This window comes from Lysinibacillus sp. NPDC097287, from assembly GCF_044761695.1.
Classification (GTDB): Bacteria; Bacillota; Bacilli; order Bacillales_A; family Planococcaceae; genus Lysinibacillus.
Genome location: NZ_JBIWCX010000019.1, coordinates 17,319 through 37,422, shown reverse-complemented (window position 1 = coordinate 37,422; position 20,104 = coordinate 17,319). Strand labels below are relative to the sequence as shown.

Here is a 20,104-nt window from a genome sequence, read left to right as displayed (position 1 = left end):
TAGAGGTCCTCTAAAGGGGCCTCTACCTTTTCATGTTATTACAAAAAAATAAAGTGAGATAAATCGCAAATAGGATTTATCTCACTGCCGTTTTTAAAGCTTATGATAGTTTGGCAATAATGCCTTCTTCGTCGTCTAATACAAGTTCAATACTTGTTGAGAATGGATCGCCGTGTAGAACGTCTTTTATCCAAACGCGTAAAGTACCAATCATTGCAGAAGTATCAAATATTTCTGCTTGTCCAGCGACTTCAACCTCTGCCCCAAAGCCTGTTTCATCGTCATACATGAGTTCCACTGTGACATCTTCTGGACGAACATTTTTGTGATATGCCTGTGATAAGCAAATCGCGTTAATAATATCTTGTTCGTTAATTATTTGTGCCATTGTGTAGCTTCCTGCTCTTTACGTTTTTTATCTTTGAACATTTTAACGATTTTCACAACTAGCATAACAATGGCTGCTACTGCAATTACGTTAATAAGTAGACCAAGGATTGAACCAAGCATCCCCAAGTTGCCAAATAGACCACCGAATAGTAAACCAGCTAAACCACCAAGCATTAAGCCTTTCATCAGACCGCCTGAGAAGAAGCCGCCTTTTTTAGCTGTATCTGCTTTGTTAGTAGAATTCGTGTTATCTTTATTTGTTGTTGCATTGTTTTGATCTTTAGAATTATCTTGTGATTTTTGGATATTTGAGTTGTTATTGTTACTGAAGCCTTTTTTACCAGACTTGTACGATTTCGCTTCCGCAGTTGGTGTATCAAAAACTAACAATGTTGCACCAACAGTTGCGAACATCAATGTCGCTGCAAATAGAGCGGCAAGAATTTTTTTCATTACTTACATTCCTCCAAGAATATTATTGATATTGTCATAAAATATTTCATAATAACAATACTACATTATATTATACAGAAAATAAAATAATCGCTATATTTATTTTTTGAACTTCAAAAAAAATGAAATAGTAGTGTAGACTATAGAAAAAACTTAATTAAAATAGAAATGCTTGTAACTTGTTCTAAAGATAAATAAGTTCGAATAATAACAAATATCTTGCTGATGAGTAAAAATTTTTTTTGTATTTTCGAATGTGCAGATATACAAAACGTGTAAAACAAGACAATAAGATATTGGTTAGAGAATAGAGTTCTTTGTAGTGTTCAATACATTCATATGCGACTCTATAGGATTAATTAGAAATGTATAAATGATTGTATAGGAATGACTTTTATACATTACAGTTTAAGGGGCAGTGACTTTCAGAACATATGTTAAACAATTTTTCACTTTCTTCCATATAATAGTGCAAAGGCGTTTTTTTTATATAGCTAAGGGGGGAAACGATGTATAAACAATTTTTAGCCATTCAAAACAAAGAACGTATTGCAGCACTACAGCAGCTAGTGCAAACACAAAACTCATGGTTTGCACAAAACATCATGTTGCTTACACTTCAAGAAGTGCAATTAACGATAATTCAAAAGATGATTTATCAAGTAGTGCAGGAGTTATTAAAGAAGAACCAGCAACGTCATTTGCAAATTGTACACCCGAAGCAGACGCAATCCATACAAGAAAATGTCTTAACGCTTTTAGCTGAGTATGATGATTTGCTGAGAGAAGCAATACCTCTTCGAATTTATGTGGAGATCTGGCAAATTAGCTCGCTGGAAAAATTAGCGCATACAGCTGAAGTTGTAGATGATGTACTTGATGTGCTGGAATGGTATTTTGCGCATGACGACGAAGCAATAGAGGCTTTCGAAGAAGATGACTTAGATCATGAGGAAATGATTGATTTATATAAAGATGCTGTTGAGGAGAATAATGCGGAGGCACAGTTTGAGCTGGGAAATTACTATAGTACGGATGAGGATATTTCATATCTGCCTAAAAAAACAATAAAGTGGCTTGGTGTATCGGCAGCACAGGGTTATGCGGAAGCGCAATATGAGCTTGGGAATTATTATTTTGAAGGTATTGGCGTGTCTGAAAGCTATGAACGAGCTTTTTCGTTGTATGAAGCAGCTGCAGTGCAAGGGCATGCAGATGCTGCAAATAATTTAGCGGATATGTACTTTAACGGTGAAGGCGTTCCTGAGAATATGGAGCTAGCAAAACAGTGGTTTGATTTTGCAGCTAAGAATGGTGTGGCAGAAGCGATGTTTACACTAGGGATTATGGCGGAGCAAGGCTTGGGAGGTGCAATCGATGAGAACCAGGCATTTCTTGCTTATAAAAAATCAGCAGAGTCGGGTTATGTGGAAGCACAGTATCATCTTGGTGGCATTTATTTAGAGGGGCGTTTAGGGCAGCGAAAGGACATAAATCAAGCATTGTATTGGTATGAAAAGGCAGCGGTACAATACCATGTAGATGCTTTTTATGATTTAGGGTTTATATGGAGTACAGGTATGGCTGGCATTCGCAATATTGAAAAAGGTATTCATTGGTTTAAGAAAGCAGCACTCCAAGGCGACCCAGAAGCGAAACTACAACTTGGGCATATATATAATAGAGGAGAAAGCATTCCGCAGAATATTGAAGAAGCGAAAAAATGGTACCGATTAGCGGCAGATGCAGGTGTTGAGGAAGCCTATGAAAAGCTTCAGGAGTTAGAGAAATTATGACCGGAAATAGGGAGAACCTATAACGGTAAAATAAATTCTAAAGGAAAAAGTTATTCGCCATAGTTAATTGGTGTTATTTCAATATATATTATTTGTTATTGCAGACATGATTCGATACAAAAAAGGTTTATTGTAGAGGTGTTCGAGGCAATATAGTAACAATGAGGTTTTGAAAAGGAGCTGGTTGTGAATGGACATCTCAAATTCATCGGTACAGGAAAATGAACAGGAATCAAAGTTACGTGTGCTCCAAGAAGTGTTAGTTGGGCAACGCGATGATCTTTCTTTGTTATGTAGTATTATAGAGTATCTAAAGAGTCACAAAAGTGTTGGGTTGGATAACCAAGATACAAAGAAGTTTACAGAGAAAATTCAAGTATTAAAATTACGCCAAAGAAATCGATATGAACTGATTGATAAGGAAATTAACGAAAACCTTTTTGAGATAAAAACAGGTAAAGTAGATAGCCGTTTGTTTGCTGGGTATGGTAAGGAAATTCGAAAATTGGAAAGTGGACTTCGTACGTTAATTTTGTTTACATGCGATGTTATTGAAATGATGACATTAGGTTCTACCGTAGAAGATAGAGTAAATGATCGCATTTACTATTTTGATAAGCGTTCAATATCGTTAGAAAATGAAATGCTTGCAATGCAAGGTAAAGTGACAACTATTTATAATAATTAGGATATCCGTTGTTATGGATATCTTCTTTTTTTGATTTTGATAATTGTCTATCAGATTTCAAAACTTTACCTATGAATTAAATTACCAATTAAAATTTGGAAACAAATTCATTAATTTTATTTATTTTACAATAAATGCTAAATTAATGTATAATCAATAATTGTAATTTCAATATAAATCATTTAAAGGTGATTTTATTGTGGATTTATTAACAATATAATGCTTATTTCACTATGATTTTGATATGGGGTTTTGGGATAATGTAATATGGGGTATTACGGAATTTATTGATGAGTCGGTAAAATATTTAAATAAACGGAAATGGAATAATGCTCAACTATTCCAATGTTATATGTGAGTGAAAGAGGGAAAAAGTGTGATTTTTCAGAAGAAAAAAAAGGTTGCGGTTTTAGATTTACAACAATATGCTGTCAAAATGGATGTGTCTAGTCATCCGTCCATACGGAAGCAAATTGAAATGTTAAATTTAACAGAGCAAGATCTACAATATTTAAAGGCGTTTAAGCCGTATGTAGAGGAAAATATTAATCACATTGTTGATCGATTTTATGACATGATGGGAACCGAGCGTAGTTTAACTGATATCATTAACAAAAATAGTTCTGTTGAAAAGCTGAAAATCACCTTAAGTCGCCATATTATTGAGATGTTTAACGGTATAATTGATGAAGAATTTTTTAAGAGACGTATTAGTATTGCAAAGGTTCATGTGCAGATTGGATTAAAAACTCAATGGTATATTTGTGCCTTCCAAGACTTATCGATTTCCTTTATTGATTTGGTCGAAAAATATGTCGAAAACCCGGTAGATCAATTCAATACTATTCGTGCAATCTCAAAAACTTCAAATTTTGAGCAGCAGCTGGTATTAGAAGCATTTGAAAATACGGTCGAGAATTTAAAGCTAAAGGTAGAAAGAGAAAAAGTAGCAGTTGAGAGAAAAATTGTGGCTTCTTCAGAAGGACTTGCTGCTATTTCACAAGAAACGAACGCTGCTTTTCATTTGTTGAATACACAATCAGATGGAATTATGCAATTAGCTAAAAAATCCCTAAGTGTATCTGCATTAGCTGAAAATCAGGCGTTAGAAGGAAGAGAACGCCTACGTAATCAGTCTACAAACATGCATAATATTATCCACTCACTTGACGATATTACAGATAACATTGAACAACTTGCAGATATGTCTAAAGAAATGGAAAGTATTATGAGTGTTGTCACGAATATTGCAAACCAAACTAACTTATTGGCATTAAATGCTGCGATTGAAGCAGCTCGCGCTGGAGACGCGGGAAAAGGCTTTAGTGTTGTTGCTGATGAAGTCCGAAAATTATCAGATCAAACAAAGGAATCTGTGACGTCAGTCGCTGAATTATTAAAAAATACAAATGAACGAACGGACAAGCTCGTTCTTTCGTTAAGTAATATTCAGCAGGAGGTTACTTCTGGTGAGGAAAATATGGCGCAAACAGAAGGGCAATTCAATAAAATTTTAGATGCTATGACGGAAGCGAAATCTCAAAATGATTGCATGGAAAAAGAGGTGAAGGCTGTTACTGGAATTGTCAGTGAGCTAGCAATCGCCTTTGATGAAGTGACGCACTCAGCAGATAAGTTGGCGAATGTTGCACAAGACTTAACAGAATAAAAACGAAGAAAATGCTCGGTAAGTGATAGGGGAACTTACTGGGTATTTTTTTGCCTTTAGGGTGTAGAGACTATAATAGCTAGCTAATTATAGTTTCTAATTTTGTAAAGGGTTCTGCGTAATTTTTTGGTGAAAAGGTCTATAATTAAGAGTAAAAAAGAAAATGGGAGCGGATTAGGATGAAGACAGTAGCTGTATTAGGCGGTGGCATTACGGGTTTATGCACGATGCATTATTTACAACGACAAGTGTTAGAAAAAGGTCTAGACGTTAAGCTCGTATTGATTGAACAAAATACATACTTAGGTGGGAAACTGCGCTCTGCATATGAGCAGGGCTTTATTATGGAAACAGGTGCTGATTCCATTGTGGCACGTCATAAGGGTGTTATGGAGCTAGTGAAGGAGTTGGATTTTGAAGAATCTCTTGTATATAACGAGACAGGTACATCTTATATTTATACAAATAATGAGCTACATGCAATTCCAACAGATTCAACATTTGGTATTCCAATGAGTTTGGCTTCGTTGGAATCAAGTACATTGGTGACGTCAGCAGGAAAGCAGGAAGCGTTAAAAGATTTTACGCTGCCAAACGTAGGCTTCACGAAAGAAAGTTCGATTGGTGAGTTTTTAACGTATTATTTAGGCGAAGAGCTAGTGCAAAATCAAATCGCCCCAGTACTTGCTGGAGTATATTCTGGAGATTTACACCAACTATCGATTGCTTCAACATTACCGTATTTAATCGATTATAAAAATGATTACGGTAGTATTATTAAAGGTTTTGAAATGCATCGCGAACAATTTGTCAAAGCGGCAAATAAAAAATTCATCTCCTTTAAAAATGGTTTATCGGCACTAATAGATCGACTTGAGGAAACATTAACAGAAGTTGAAATACTAAAAGGTGTAGCGACAACAGCTGTTGTGAAAAATGACAATGACTATACAATTTCTTTAGCGAATGGCGAGACAATAAAAGCTGATCATGTTGTAATGGCGATACCGAATGAAGCCGTACAGCGTTTATTAAGAGATGAGTCTTTAAATGAGTATTTTGAACAATTCAGTACAGCTTCAGCTATTACAATTTATTTAGGATTTGATGTGCCAGATACGGTGTTGCCGGCAGATGGAACGGGTTTTATTGTTTCACATAATTCTGATTTGCAATGTAATGCTGCTACGTGGACGAGTCGAAAGTGGAAACATACCTCTGCTGAAGGCAAATTACTCGTGCGACTTTTCTATAAGAGCATTAACCCTGCATATGAGCAGTTACGTGCGATGTCAGAGGAAGAACTAGCAGAAGTTGCTTTGGAGGACGTACGAAAAAGCTTAGGAATCGAAGATAAGCCAGTAGTAGTTAATGTCGCGAAATGGATAGATCAAATGCCAAAATATGATTTAGCGCACCATGATGCATTACAAGGACTAACTGCTGAGTTAGAAGTAAAGTATCCAAACTTATCACTTGCAGGGTGTTCTTATTTTGGAGTTGGCATTGGCGCTTGCATCCAAAATGGTAAAAAAGTTGGCGAGATGATAGCTGGAAAACTTGTATAAAGGTTTTTTCCATATAGTAGGGGAAACATAAAATTGATGTGTTTTAGATTAAAATTTCTTTGTTCGGTGAAATAGTCTTGACGTCAACGAGCGTAAGCGATATGATTCTTTTAATTATTTAAAAAATTCATACAATATTCTTATCAAGAGAAGCCGAGGGACTGGCCTTATGACGCTTCAGCAACCAACTTAATGTCAGGTGCTAAATCCAGTAGACCTTTTGGTCAGTAGATGAGAAGGAAAAACAATTACGACTCGTTAAAGCCTTCTTTTTGTAAAGAAGGCTTTTTGCTTTATTCAGCGTTAGAACGCTGAATAAAACAAAAGCCTCCGGCGGATGTCACAGATTTTAAAAGTAATGAATTGTGCATACACAATTCAAAATCTGGACGAAGATCCGCTAGAGCGAATTTTATAGATGATATGCGACAGAGGGGGCTAAAATTTATGGGATTGCTTGAAAAGTTAAAAACACATGTGCTAACAGCAGATGGTGCAATTGGCACGTTGTTATATGGTTATGGTTTGGAGTACTGCCACGAAGAGATGAATGTGCAACGACCTGAGTTAATTGAAAAAATTCATCGTGAGTATATTGCGGCAGGTGCTGATATTATTCAAACGAATACATACGGAGCGAATGCTATTAAACTAGCACGGTATGGTTTGGAATCACGTGTACAACAGTTCAATGAAGCTGCAATAACAATTGCCAAACGATCAGCTGCAGATGGTGGACAGTTTGTACTAGGCACAATTGGTGGGATTCGCGGCATTCGTAAAAGTGACGCGACGCTGGAAGAAATTTTAACAACAGTTGAAGAGCAAGCAACAGTGTTATTGGCAGGCAATCCGGATGGCCTTCTACTTGAAACCTATTATGATTTTGAAGAATTAACAGCAACTTTAAAGATGCTAAGAGCAAAAACACAGTTGCCAATTATTGCGCAAGTATCGATGCATGAGCCAGGTGTATTACAAAATGGAATATCATTGAATCAAGCGTTACATGAATTAGAAGCATTAGGCGCGGATATTGTTGGGGTAAATTGTCGTTTGGGTCCGCATCATACGATTCAAGCGTTTGAGGGAGTGGAGTTACCTAAAAATGCATTTATGTCGGCTTATCCAAATGCCTCCCTTTTAGATGTGGAAGATGGCCGTGTGGTCTATGAATCTGAAGCGGATTATTTTGGACGCGCAGCGGTTGCATTACGTGACCAAGGTGTACGTTTAATTGGGGGATGCTGTGGTACGACACCAAAGCATATTGCTGCAGCTAAAAAGTATTTAGAAGAGTTAACACCTGTGCAAAACAAATCTGCGAAGCCAGAAAAGATTGAGATCGTGCGTGAGCCGGGACCAACAACGTACGAACCTCTTCATGAAAAGGTGAAGCGTGAGCGTTCAGTTATAGTGGAGTTAGATACACCTAGACATTTAGAAATAGATGGCTTTATAGAGGGCGCGAAAAAATTATATGAAGCTGGTGCAGATGTAGTGATGATGGCCGATAATTCTTTAGCATCACCACGTATTAGTAATATCGCGATGGGGGCGTTGGTGAAGCAAATGCATGGTGTGCGTCCATTGACGCATATTACATGCCGTGATCGTAATCTAATCGGCTTGCAGTCACATTTAATGGGCTTAGATGCATTAGGTATTCATGACATTTTAGCCGTTACTGGTGACCCGACAAAAGTGGGTGATTTCCCAGGTGCAACAAGTGTGTACGATGTGTCTTCAATGGAATTAATTCAACTGATTAAGCAGCTAAATGAAGGTGTGTCATTCTCGGGCAAACCATTGCGTAAAAAGGCAAACTTTTCTGTGGCAGCGGCGTTTAACCCGAATGTACGTGTACTAGAGCGTGCAGTGGCACGACTTGAAAAGAAAATTGAGCATGGTGCAGATTATTTCATCTCTCAACCTGTTTATACAAAAGAAAAGATTGTAGAAATATATGAGGAAACAAAACATTTAGAAACGCCTATTTATATAGGGATTATGCCTGTAACGAGTTATAAAAGTGCAGAGTTTTTACACCATGAAGTACCAGGCATTAAATTATCAGAGGATGCATTAGAGCGCATGAAGGCATGCGGCAATGATAAAGACCTTGCAACAAAAGAGGGTCTTGCAATTGCACGTGAACTTGTAGAAGTAGCAGCTGAATATTTCAATGGCATTTATTTAATCACACCGTTTTTACGTTATGATATGACGCTTGAACTAATGAGCTATATAGAACAACTGGACGAACAGAAAAAAGGGGTAAGTACAAATGGCTAAGCACTTGATTGAAGAGCAACTAGAGAAACGAATTTTAATCCTTGATGGCGCAATGGGTACAATGCTTCAAAACGAAAACTTAACAGCGGACGATTTTGGTGGGGAAGAGTTAGATGGCTGTAATGAAAACCTTGTGCTGACAAGACCTGATGTCCTTGAAAAAGTACACCGCGAGTATTTAGAAGCAGGTGCAGATATTATTTGTACGAATACATTTGGTGGAACCCCTCTTGTATTAAATGAATATGATCTTGGAGACAAAGCGGATGAAATTAATACACGTGCCGTTGAAATTGCACGTAAAGTGGTCGATGAATTTTCAACATCTGATTGGCCACGTTTTGTTGCGGGGGCTATTGGGCCAACGACTAAAACGTTATCAGTAACAGGTGGTATTACATTCGATGAGCTTGAAGAGAACTTCTATGTGCAAGCAAAAGCTTTAGTTGAAGCGGGTTCAGATTTAATACTTTTGGAAACTAGTCAGGATATGTTGAATGTAAAAGCTGGTACACTAGGTGTTTCACGTGCATTTAAAGAGACAGGTAAAGAACTACCAGTCATGATTTCGGGAACAATTGAGCCTATGGGTACTACTCTTGCAGGCCAATCCATTGATGCATTTTATATTTCAATTGAGCATATTAAGCCGTTATCAGTCGGCCTAAACTGTGCGACTGGTCCGGAATTTATGACTGACCATATTCGTACATTATCAGAACTTTCTACAGGCTATATTAGCTGTTATCCGAATGCTGGTTTACCAGATGAAGAGGGTTGCTATCATGAATCACCCGAGTCACTTTCGCAAAAATTAAAAGGCTTTGCTGAAAAAGGTTGGTTAAATATTGTTGGTGGTTGCTGTGGTACGACACCAGCACATATTGCGGCAATCCGTGAAATATTAAAAGACCAAAGGCCACGTCCTTTACCAGAATCAACACATGGTCACGTTGTATCGGGCATTGAATCTTTAATATACGATGATTCTATGCGTCCATTATTTATCGGTGAACGTACGAATGTTATTGGTTCACGCAAATTTAAAAATTTAATCATTGATGGCAAGTTTGAGGAAGCTGCTGAAATCGCACGTGCTCAAGTGAAAAATGGTGCGCACGTGATTGATATTTGTTTAGCAAACCCAGACCGTGATGAACTAGAAGACATACGTGGCTTCATGCAGGAAGTTGTGAAAAAGGTAAAAGTGCCATTAGTAATTGACTCTACTGATGAGAAAGTTATTGAAGAAGCATTAAAATTCTCGCAAGGTAAAGCGATTATTAACTCTATTAACCTAGAAGACGGTGAAGAGCGTTTTGATGCGGTAATGCCACTTGTGAAAAAATACGGTGCGGCTTTAGTAGTTGGTACGATTGACGAGCAAGGGATGGCTGTTGACCGCCATCGTAAATTAGAAATTGCTGAGCGTTCTTATAAATTATTAACGGAGAAATGGGGCTTAGCGCCTGAAGATATTATTTTTGACCCTTTAATGTTCCCAGTTGGTACAGGGGATGAACAATATATTGGCTCAGCACTTGAAACAATCGAAGGAATTCGTTTAATTAAAGAGAAATTACCACGTACGCTAACAGTACTTGGTGTAAGTAATATTTCATTTGGTTTACCACCAGTTGGTCGTGAAGTATTGAATGCAGTGTATTTATATCACTGTACGCAAGCTGGTTTAGATTATGCGATTGTAAATACGGAGAAATTAGAACGTTATGCATCGATTCCACAAGCAGAAATCGATTTAGCAAATAATTTATTATTCAATACGAATGATGAAACATTAGCAGTGTTTACGGACTTTTATCGTGATAAAAAGAAAGAAAAAACAGAGGATGATATTCCAAAAAACGTTGAAGGTCGCTTGGCTTACTATATTTTAGAAGGTACAAAGGAAGGGCTGATTGACGATTTAAATGCAGCTCGGGAAATGTACGATGCGCCGCTTGATATTATCAATGGACCTTTAATGGAAGGTATGGCGGAAGTAGGTCGTCTGTTTAATGACAATCAGTTAATTGTAGCAGAAGTATTACAATCAGCTGGTGTTATGAAGGCCGCAGTTGCGCACCTAGAACAATTCATGGAAAAAGATGAAGAGAGCGCTGGTAAAGGGAAGATGGTATTAGCGACAGTTAAAGGTGATGTGCATGATATCGGGAAAAACTTAGTCGATATTATTTTAAGTAATAATGGCTATAGAGTTGTGGATCTAGGCATTAAAGTCACGCCGAATCAACTAATTGAAGCTATTCGTAAAGAAAAACCAGATTTTATCGGCCTCTCAGGCTTACTTGTAAAATCAGCACAACAAATGGTGATCACTGCACAGGATTTCAAGGAAGCGGGTATTGATGTACCAATTTTAGTAGGGGGCGCCGCATTATCTCGCCGTTTTACAGAGACGAAAATTGCAAACGAATATGGTGGTCCAGTAATCTATTCAAAAGATGCAATGCAAGGATTAGAACAAGCAAACCGATTAATGGGTGCAGAAACACGTGAGGACTTCTTAGCAGAAATCGCTGACTCTCGTCAGAAACGTTTGGAGGCCGATGAAAAACGTGCTGCACGTCCAGCAAAAGAAGTACTAGTTAAACCAGTACGAACTATAGAAGATGCATCCGTATTTATGCCATCAGATTTACGCCGTCATGTGAAGAAAGATTACTCTGTATCGCATTTATATCCGTATGTGAATATGCGTACATTGATTGGTCATCATTTAGGCTTAAAAGGGCAAGTGCAACAATTGCTTGATGCAGGAGATGTACGTGCTACAGAATTAAAGGAACTAGTAGATGATTATTTACAGAGTGACTTATTAAAACCATCTGGTATGTATCAATTCTTCCCGGCACAAGCCGACGGTGATGATGTAGTCGTATATGATCCAGCTGATAGTAAAACAGAAATCGAACGTTTTACTTTCCCACGTCAGCAAGTAGAGCCATTTATGTGTTTAGCGGATTTCTTAAAAACAGTGGAAAGTGGAGAAATGGATTATATTGCGCTAATGGTTGTAACAGCTGGACAGGGTGTGATGGCTACAGCGCGCGATTTAAAAGAAGAGGGTAAATTCTTAGAAAGTCACGCCTTACAATCAACCGCGCTAGAACTTGCGGAAGGGTTTGCCGAACGAATTCATCAGGAGATCCGCGATCAATGGGGCTTCCCAGATGCAACGGACTTCACGATGCGTGATCGTTTTGCAGCGAAATATCAAGGACAACGCTTCTCATTCGGTTATCCGGCATGTCCAAATCTAGAAGATCAAGAAAAATTATTCGGTCTGTTAAAGCCTGAAGATATAGGTGTTAATTTAACAGAAGGCTTCATGATGGAACCAGAAGCATCTGTTTCTGCTATCGTCTTTGCACATCCAGATGCGCGATATTTCAACGTGTAAAGTAATGATGTATAAAGGGATGTCCTAAAAGTAAAATAGTGTGCTGAGAGTACTTTTAATATTCTGTTTTTTTGATATACAGGAAAAAATCCACGTAGACTCCTGCGGCTTACACTGTGCCCGCGGAAAGCAAAGTGGATTTATACCATATAGAGAGCAAGTTGTTCTGCTTAAAGTGACTTATTGGACAGCCATTGTTTTATCTTAAAGTCTAGGTAAAGAGTAATCTTGTCTACTTTTGTTTTAGAAACCAAGGGGTGAACTGAAACTTTAGTAGTTTTCTTAGGAGTGTGAAAAATGATTCGACCAATGGAAGAGAGAGATTTACCCGGAGTTTTAGAAATCTATAATGATATAATTTTAACGAACACGGCAGTGTATATGTATGAACCGCAATCGATCCAAGAGAAACAGCAATGGTTTGCAGAGCGTAAGGTAGCAGGGTATCCGCTGCTTGTTTTTGAAGAAGATGGAGAAGTGGCTGGCTTTGCTACATATAGTCAGTTCCGACCGTATCCGGGTTATAAATATACAATGGAGCATTCGGTATATGTGCATAAAGAGCATTATCAAAAAGGGATTGCAACTAAGCTACTGCGTGAACTTATTCGTATTGCAGAGGAAAAAGGTGTGAAAACACTTGTAGCGGGCATTGATGGTGAAAATCTTGGTAGTGTTAAAGCGCATGAAAAACTAGGCTTTGAATATGCCGGAACCATAAAAAATGCAGGCTTTAAATTCGACCAATGGCTAGATTTAGTATTTTATCAACTGTATTTGCCGGGTCCAAAAGAGAGATAATTAGAAGGATATGACATTTGTCATATCCTTTTTATGATGTTTGCATCTGTTACACCTTATATGCTTGTTTTATGATGAGGTCATAAGAAAATATGAAACGAGGGAAATGGGATGGCAACAGATAAAGAAAAAACAAAAAAATTGCGTCAAGACGTAGCGCCATTTGCGAAATCAGATACAGGTAAAAGTGTTTTCCAAATGATAAATACGATGGTACCACTGTTTGTACTTTGGATTGCAGGCTATATGCTTGTAGATTACTCACCGTGGCTAACTGCGGGGCTTAGCGTAATTTCAGCTGGGTTTGTCGTAAGAACGTTTATTATTTTTCATGATTGTACACACGGTTCATTTTTCAAAAGTAAAAAAGCAAACGACTGGGTTGGCTTAGTAACGGGCGTAATAACATCATTCCCATACGAAAAATGGAAACGTGAGCATACAATTCACCACGCAACAAGTTCGAACTTAGATAAGCGTGGTATTGGCGATATTGATATGATGACAGTAGAAGAATATTTAGAAGCATCAAAAGGACAACGCTTATGGTATCGTTTTTACCGTAATCCATTTGTAATGTTTGGCTTAGGGCCGCTATTCATGGTATTTATATTAAATCGAGGGAACCGTAAGGATGCAAAGACAAAAGAGCGCGTTAATACACATGTAACGAATGTTATACTTGCAGTAGTTTGTGCAACTTTAATTTACTTCTTAGGTTGGCAAGCATTTTTATTGGTACAAGGTGTGACATTATTTGTCGCAGGATCATTAGGAATTTGGTTATTCTACATTCAACATACGTACGAAGACTCTTACTTTGAGCATGATTCAGAATGGGATTATGTCAAAGCGGCTGTTGAAGGTAGTTCTTACTATAAATTGCCGAAAATATTACAGTGGGCAACAGGGAACATTGGCTTCCACCATGTACATCATTTAGCACCACGTGTACCAAACTATAACCTTGAAAAAGCACACAATGAAACACCGCCACTTCACACAGCGACGACAATTACAATACGTACAAGTTTAGAATCATTACGTTACAAATTGTATGATGAAGAACTTCGTAAGTTTGTTTCGTTTAAAGAAGTCAAAGAAACGATAAAACGTAAAGGCAGTATAGCTGCTTAATAAGATAAAGCACAGTCATCTCTTCTTGGGATGGCTGTTTTACGTAAGGTGCGAATTGTTTAGTGCGTGACAGTGGAAACGAGCACATTCCGCTATTCGTTGATATAATAAGTGGAAAAGTAGGAAAGATTGTGAGGCAACGATGAGAAAGTGGCATAGTATTATTCCGAATAGTCCAATGCTCAGTATATATTTATGGATTATTTTTTGTTTTTTACCGTTTTTCTTTATTTTTAAGAAGTCTTCGTACATTGAAATTTCAATTGGCATCACGTTTTTAATGTTGTATTTCATATTTTACAGATTTTCTGTAAATGCTAAAAATGGGCTCGTCTATATGTGGATTAGCTTTGAAATGGTGATTAATATTGCGCTAACAGTTTTATATGGTTACGTATATTTGTCGATTTTTACAGCTGTGTTCATAGGTAATATTCGGAGACCGGTTGGATTTTACATCATGTACGGGCTACATATAGGATTCACAGTTTTATCAACAGTATTTGGATTCTTTGTAGAATTGCACCTGTTTTTATCGCAGCTACCATTTGTCGTAATAACGATTTTAGCGGTTGTGTTATTACCACTAACGATTTATTCGAAAAATAAACGTGATAATTTAGAGGGCCAATTAGAAACAGCGAATGAACGAATTGGAGAGTTAATCATCTTTGAAGAACGTCAACGAATTGCGCGTGATTTACACGATACACTTGGCCAAAAATTATCTATGATTGGGTTAAAAAGTGATTTAGCGGCACGATTGATAGAGCGAGATCCACAGCAAGCACTAACGGAAATTAAAGACATTCGCCAAACCGCGAGTATTGCTTTAAAAGAAGTACGTGAATTGGTAGCGGATATGCGTACTGCAAAGTTTGAGGATGAGATGATGCGTGTTTCCCAAATTTTAAAAGCGGCTGAAATGGAACTTCTCTTTGACGGAGATATTGATACGTTACATGTGCCACCGCTTGTAGAAAATGTACTATCGATGTGTTTGAAAGAAGCTATAACGAATGTCGTGAAGCATAGTGGTGCAACGAAATGTGAAATTGCATTCCATCAAAACTTCAAAGAAGTATATTTAGTCGTACGTGATAATGGGCAAGGAATTGCAAATAAGCATGCTTTAAAATCAGGGAACGGCTTAAATGGCATGCGGGAGCGTCTAGAATTTATCAATGGGTCATTCAAAATTGAGGGTGGAGAAGGTACAACGCTAACGATATCTATTCCTGTGACGATTACCCACCAAAAAGTAAGTGAGAAAATAGAAGATTTGCATAGAACTTAAGGTATTAAATAAATGAAATGAGGAAGTGAACGACATGATTCGAATCGTAATTGCTGAAGACCAAGGAATGCTTTTAGGAGCACTTCGTTCGTTGCTAAGTATGGAAGATGATATGGAAGTTGTCGGCTTAGCAAAAAATGGGGAAGAGGCATTGGCACTTGTAAGTGAGCATCAACCGGATATTTGTATTATGGATATTGAGATGCCTATAAAGACGGGACTCGATGCAGCGGAGGAATTGCATGGTTCGGATTGTAAAGTCATTATTTTAACGACATTTGCGAGGCCCGGTTATTTTGAACGTGCACGAAAAGCGGGTGTTCGTGGCTACTTATTAAAAGACAGCCCAATTGAAGAATTAGTCAGTGCAATTCGCACAATCATAGATGGTAAACGGATCTACGCGCCTGAGCTTGTGGATTTTGTCTACGAGGATGATAGTGAAAATCCATTGACAGAGCGTGAAAGCCAAGTGCTAACACTTGTTGCTGAAGGTAAAACGACAAAAGAAATTGCGGCGGAGTTATTTCTATCAGCTGGTACGGTACGTAATTATATTTCCACGATTTTGGAAAAGTTACATGTTGGTAATAGGATTGAGGCTATTGCGCGCTTTAAAGAAAAAGGTTGGAATAAGTAAAGCCAAACTGTGTACTTTTAAGCATGTGCGCTGTAAGCTAAGGCGTAGAGGTTTTGCCTTTAATGAAGATAAATAAGGGAGCGAAAAAGTATGCAAACAATTTCTGGAAAAACAGCAATAATTACAGGTGCCGGACGTGGCATTGGTCGCGCAACTGCCATTGCATTTGCTAAAGAAGGCATTAACGTAGGTTTAGTAGGACGTACATTAGAAAACTTACAAAACGTCGCAGAAGAATTAAAAGATTTCGATGTGAAAGTGGCAATTGCTACAGCAGATGTAGCTAACTTAGAATCTATTACAACAGCAGTTGAAAATATTCGTGCTGAATTAGGTGCGATTGATATTTTAGTAAATAACGCTGGGATTGCAAATTTCGGTAAGTTTTTAGAACTATCACCTGAAGAATGGACGAATATTGTAGATGTTAACGTGAAAGGTGTATATTACACAACTCGTGCTGTATTACCTGAAATGATTGAACGCCAAGTTGGAGATATCATTAATATTTCATCGACAGCAGGTCAAAAAGGTGCGCCTATTACAAGTGCCTATAGTGCGTCAAAAGCAGCGGTTATCGGAATGAGCGAATCATTAATGTTAGAAGTACGTAAACATAATATTCGTGTTGTAACATTAACGCCAAGTACGGTAGCAACAGATATGGCAGTTGAATTACAGCTAACTGATGGCAACCCAGAAAAAGTAATGCAAGCAGAAGATCTTGCAGAGTTAATGGTGGCACAGTTAAAATTACATCCACGTGTTGTTTTAAAACATGCTGGTCTTTGGTCAACAAATCCTTAATTTGCGTTTTGTGTGTGGCGAGGTATTAATCTCGTCACATTTTTTTGTGGGAAGAAGTGTTGTGGAGTGAGCCGATGTTGTGAGGAACACTCCGTTTTTTTTGAGAAGATCATCAGCTAGCCACATCCGGAAAAATAAAAAGCCTTACCGAGATAAACGGTAAGGCGTCGATATATTATTTATTACGTTTTGTTAAGCGCCCAAGAACGAATGCCCCTGCTGCTACAGCGAGGACGGTATTCGTTTTTTTCGTAAACACTTTTTTTGTTACCAGATTAATATTTTGAGGGCGTTCTGCTAGACGACGCATGAAGTAGCCATACCAGTCTTCGCCGAATGGTACGTATACGCAGAAGTTATAGCCTTCTTTGGCAAGTGCATTTTGCATATCTGTACGGAAGCCATAAAGCATTTGGAATTCAAATTTATCATTTGGGATATTGTTGTCGGCAACAAAGCGTTTTACGTGTGCGATGACATTGTGGTCATGTGTCGCGATTGACGTAAATTTGCCGTTTAACAAATGATACTCAATAAGATCAATAAAGTTTAAATCGATGTCTAATTTATTTTGGAAAGCTACTTCTACAGGTTCTTTGTATGCACCTTTCACAATACGCAGACGAAGATTTTGGAATTTCTCAATATCGTCTTTAGCGCGGTAAAAGTAAGATTGAATAACTGTACCGACATTATCAAATGTTTTTGAAAGTTCCTCTACCATATCAAATGATGTTTGCAGACGATCATAGTTTTCCATATCGAAGTTTACAAAAATATCATATGAAGCTGCTTTTTCAACAATCTCATATAAATTGTCATAGCAAAAATCAACGTCGATATCTAAGCCAAGATGAGAAGGTTTTAGTGAAATATGAGCATTTAAATCATTTTCGTGAATCGCATCAATGACAGCGAGGATTTGCTCTTTCGCTTTAGTTGCTTCTTCTTCGCTTGAAACAAATTCTCCTAGATTATCAATAGTACATGAAATATTTTGCGCATTTAATTCTTTGATGCTTGCAATAGTTTCTTCAATATTTGTACCAGCTACTACACTCTGTGCACCTAATTTAGGGCCGTATTTTTTAGCGGTACTGTTTAATAAGTCGTTCTCAGATAATTGGATGAAAAAGTCGCGTAACAACATAATCATTCTCCTCACTGCATTTTTTTATTCTGTGAATAGGCTAAAGCTTCATCCTTAAGCAGTGCTGTTTGGGTATAGATGATAGCTTTAGCAATTTTATTTTTAGTATATCACATTTGGAAAAAATGTAATGATTTACACCTTATCAATTGTTTGCTTTAAGCATTTGCATACGCTCATTGAATAATGTTGGATAGCTTAAAAAGCCAATTAGTATGCTTGATAATGTAGCGGTTGTAAGTAGTGCAAAAATGATTAGAATTTGGAATTGTACTGCTTGAATTGGATCGGCACCTCCGATAATTTGACCACTCATCATGCCTGGTAATTGCACAAGACCAATCGTTTTTTGGCTTTCGATTGTCGGAATCATACTTGCTTTAATTGAGTTTGTTAACTGTCGATGGATCGCCTGTTTGGGGGTTCCACCGAGTGATAAAATAAGCTCAATTTCATTTTGGTGACTGGTAATTTCAGCTGTAAATCGATTTAAAAATAAAATTGACAGTACCATTGAGTTTCCGATTAACATCCCACTGATCGGAATAATGTACTGTGCTGTGGCTGGAATGATCCCAAGACCAAGTAATACACCTTGTGTCACGATTTCTACCACGATAAGCGTCAAGGCAATTTTCCATGTAATACCTTTGATGGCTTTTCCTTTTTTGCGAGCATTTAAAGTCGCTGCAAAAATCATCAGTGCAATCATCGATATAATATAAATAACACTGCCTGAATCGAAGACGAATTTTAAAATAAAGCCAACCGCAAGTAATTGAATAACAGAGCGTACTGTGGCAATAATCGTGTCCTTTTCAAGTCCGAGCTTTAATGCTTTGGATAATAACAAGGGAATGAATACGAAAATGAGTGTTAGTGAAAGTGTTGCGTATGTCATGCATTGACCCCCTGTACAAATTCAGTGACACGGGGGTTTTTTGGTGCGTTCAGTAGAGAACTTTCTCCAGTTTCAATGAGCTCGCCGTCCATCATTACCCATGTGTAGTGCCCGATTGTAAGAGCTTGCTGTAAATTATGTGTGATCCAAATTATCGTGACGTTGTATTTTTTATTTACAGTTAAAATAAGTGCTTCGATATCCAGTGCAGATTGGCGATCGAGTGCGGACGTGATTTCATCTAACAGTAATATAGACGTTTTATTGATAAGGGTACGGGCTATTGATACTTTTTGTCGTTGACCACCTGATAATTCACTAGCTGGTCGTTGCAAGAAGCTTTCATCGAGCCCAACATCTTGTAAATGTTGAATAGCCTCTTGTTGTGTTAGTTTTTCTCCTTGTAAAGATCGAGGTAAGGAGAGGTTGTCGAAAACTGTGCCAGCAATCATTGGTGCAGATTGAAGAGCAATGCCTACATGTCTACGTAAAGTAGTTGGTTCGTAGGAATTAATCGGCTTATCGTCGATAAAAATCGTGCCAGTTGTTGGTGATAGTAAACCATTACACATTTTTAATAAGGTTGTCTTGCCAGCACCAGAAGGCCCGACAAGTGTCGTAATTTTCCCTTTTGGAATTGAACCGGTAATGTTTTTTAAAATCAGTAATTTGTCTACAGAAAAACTGACTTGTTGGAAGTGAATAGCAGGTTCGTAGGTGATATTCATTTGTGAAACTCCTTTACTTTACGGGTTACAATAACTAAGAACACTGTAGCACGAAAAGTTAAAATGGTGTAGGGAACAAGTGATGAACAAATAGTGTGGCTTGAAAAATTACTTTATGGTCCATCACCATAACTAGGAGTTTATTTCCGTTCGCTAGCGTGCTTTCCAGGGGCATCCGGTATGCCGCTTCACTCGCTCCTGGGTTTTACCTGTGACGCTAATCCCCAAGGAGTCACGCTGGCTCCACTCCAATCAACAAACGTTGTAATTAATATGTTAACCAATCTTTGGGTGATGATTCGATTAGTTTCATTTCCTGTAAAAATTCGTGTTAAAGTGTGTCTTGCGTTTTATACTAAA

The 20,104-nt window shown here is 37.8% G+C and carries 16 protein-coding genes, 1 pseudogene and 1 riboswitch; of the genes and pseudogenes, 12 read left to right on the top strand and 5 right to left on the bottom strand.

What is annotated here, in order from left to right:
* Positions 1–100 precede the first annotated feature (100 nt).
* Positions 101–388: a DUF2653 family protein gene (locus ACIQ2D_RS19630; protein WP_402866999.1), complete on the bottom strand. Its 288-nt coding sequence runs from the start codon at positions 386–388 to the stop codon at positions 101–103.
* On the bottom strand, positions 376–843 hold the full coding sequence (locus tag ACIQ2D_RS19625; RefSeq protein WP_402866998.1) for a hypothetical protein: 468 nt from the start codon (positions 841–843) through the stop codon (positions 376–378). The genes ACIQ2D_RS19630 and ACIQ2D_RS19625 overlap by 13 nt, the downstream gene beginning before the upstream one ends.
* A 509-nt stretch (positions 844–1,352) precedes the next feature.
* Here ACIQ2D_RS19625 and ACIQ2D_RS19620 point away from each other — a divergent pair.
* The 12 genes and pseudogenes from ACIQ2D_RS19620 (at position 1,353) to ACIQ2D_RS19565 (ending at position 16,965) form a co-directional block, all read left to right on the top strand.
* Complete coding sequence (locus ACIQ2D_RS19620; RefSeq protein ID WP_402866997.1) at positions 1,353–2,639, top strand: SEL1-like repeat protein; 1,287 nt, start codon at positions 1,353–1,355, stop codon at positions 2,637–2,639.
* A 190-nt stretch (positions 2,640–2,829) separates the two neighbouring features.
* On the top strand, positions 2,830–3,327 hold the full coding sequence (locus ACIQ2D_RS19615) for a chemotaxis protein (protein ID WP_402866996.1): 498 nt from the start codon (positions 2,830–2,832) through the stop codon (positions 3,325–3,327).
* A 436-nt stretch (positions 3,328–3,763) separates the two neighbouring features.
* A pseudogene (locus ACIQ2D_RS19610) lies at positions 3,764–4,225 on the top strand (protoglobin domain-containing protein); the annotation flags it as partial.
* Between the two features lie 153 nt (positions 4,226–4,378).
* Positions 4,379–4,996 (top strand): methyl-accepting chemotaxis protein, encoded by a 618-nt coding sequence (locus ACIQ2D_RS19605; protein WP_402867032.1) that lies wholly within the window; start codon positions 4,379–4,381, stop codon positions 4,994–4,996.
* A gap of 179 nt (positions 4,997–5,175) precedes the next feature.
* The gene (locus ACIQ2D_RS19600; RefSeq protein ID WP_402866995.1) at positions 5,176–6,564 is read left to right on the top strand and encodes a protoporphyrinogen oxidase; all 1,389 of its coding nucleotides are present in this window, start codon (positions 5,176–5,178) and stop codon (positions 6,562–6,564) included.
* A gap of 137 nt (positions 6,565–6,701) precedes the next feature.
* A riboswitch (SAM riboswitch) is annotated at positions 6,702–6,802 on the top strand.
* Positions 6,803–7,011: 209 nt separating this feature from the next.
* Positions 7,012–8,859: a bifunctional homocysteine S-methyltransferase/methylenetetrahydrofolate reductase gene (locus ACIQ2D_RS19595; protein ID WP_402866994.1), complete on the top strand. Its 1,848-nt coding sequence runs from the start codon at positions 7,012–7,014 to the stop codon at positions 8,857–8,859.
* Positions 8,852–12,283 carry a methionine synthase gene (gene metH, locus ACIQ2D_RS19590; protein ID WP_402866993.1) on the top strand — a complete coding sequence of 1,144 codons (3,432 nt, stop codon included), beginning with the start codon at positions 8,852–8,854 and terminating at the stop codon, positions 12,281–12,283. Before ACIQ2D_RS19595 ends, metH begins: the two co-directional genes overlap by 8 nt.
* A gap of 297 nt (positions 12,284–12,580) precedes the next feature.
* Positions 12,581–13,084 (top strand): GNAT family N-acetyltransferase, encoded by a 504-nt coding sequence (locus tag ACIQ2D_RS19585; RefSeq protein WP_402866992.1) that lies wholly within the window; start codon positions 12,581–12,583, stop codon positions 13,082–13,084.
* A gap of 111 nt (positions 13,085–13,195) precedes the next feature.
* Positions 13,196–14,221 (top strand): Delta(5) desaturase DesA, encoded by a 1,026-nt coding sequence (gene desA / locus ACIQ2D_RS19580; RefSeq protein ID WP_402866991.1) that lies wholly within the window; start codon positions 13,196–13,198, stop codon positions 14,219–14,221.
* Positions 14,222–14,363: 142 nt separating this feature from the next.
* Entirely contained in the window at positions 14,364–15,518 is a 1,155-nt protein-coding gene (locus ACIQ2D_RS19575) for a sensor histidine kinase (RefSeq protein WP_483869754.1), read from the top strand.
* Positions 15,519–15,552: 34 nt separating this feature from the next.
* Complete coding sequence (locus ACIQ2D_RS19570; RefSeq protein ID WP_053584759.1) at positions 15,553–16,158, top strand: response regulator transcription factor; 606 nt, start codon at positions 15,553–15,555, stop codon at positions 16,156–16,158.
* Between the two features lie 90 nt (positions 16,159–16,248).
* Positions 16,249–16,965 (top strand): 3-ketoacyl-ACP reductase, encoded by a 717-nt coding sequence (locus ACIQ2D_RS19565; RefSeq protein ID WP_402866990.1) that lies wholly within the window; start codon positions 16,249–16,251, stop codon positions 16,963–16,965.
* A gap of 175 nt (positions 16,966–17,140) precedes the next feature.
* Here ACIQ2D_RS19565 and ACIQ2D_RS19560 read toward each other — a convergent pair whose 3' ends face one another.
* From ACIQ2D_RS19560 to ACIQ2D_RS19550, 3 genes are all read right to left on the bottom strand, one after another.
* Complete coding sequence (locus ACIQ2D_RS19560; protein WP_402866989.1) at positions 17,141–18,115, bottom strand: proline dehydrogenase family protein; 975 nt, start codon at positions 18,113–18,115, stop codon at positions 17,141–17,143.
* Positions 18,116–18,260: 145 nt separating this feature from the next.
* Positions 18,261–19,016 carry an ABC transporter permease gene (locus ACIQ2D_RS19555; RefSeq protein WP_402866988.1) on the bottom strand — a complete coding sequence of 252 codons (756 nt, stop codon included), beginning with the start codon at positions 19,014–19,016 and terminating at the stop codon, positions 18,261–18,263.
* A complete protein-coding gene (locus ACIQ2D_RS19550) occupies positions 19,013–19,744 on the bottom strand; it encodes an ABC transporter ATP-binding protein (protein ID WP_402866987.1) in 732 nt (243 codons plus the stop codon). The genes ACIQ2D_RS19555 and ACIQ2D_RS19550 overlap by 4 nt, the downstream gene beginning before the upstream one ends.
* Positions 19,745–20,104 lie beyond the last annotated feature (360 nt).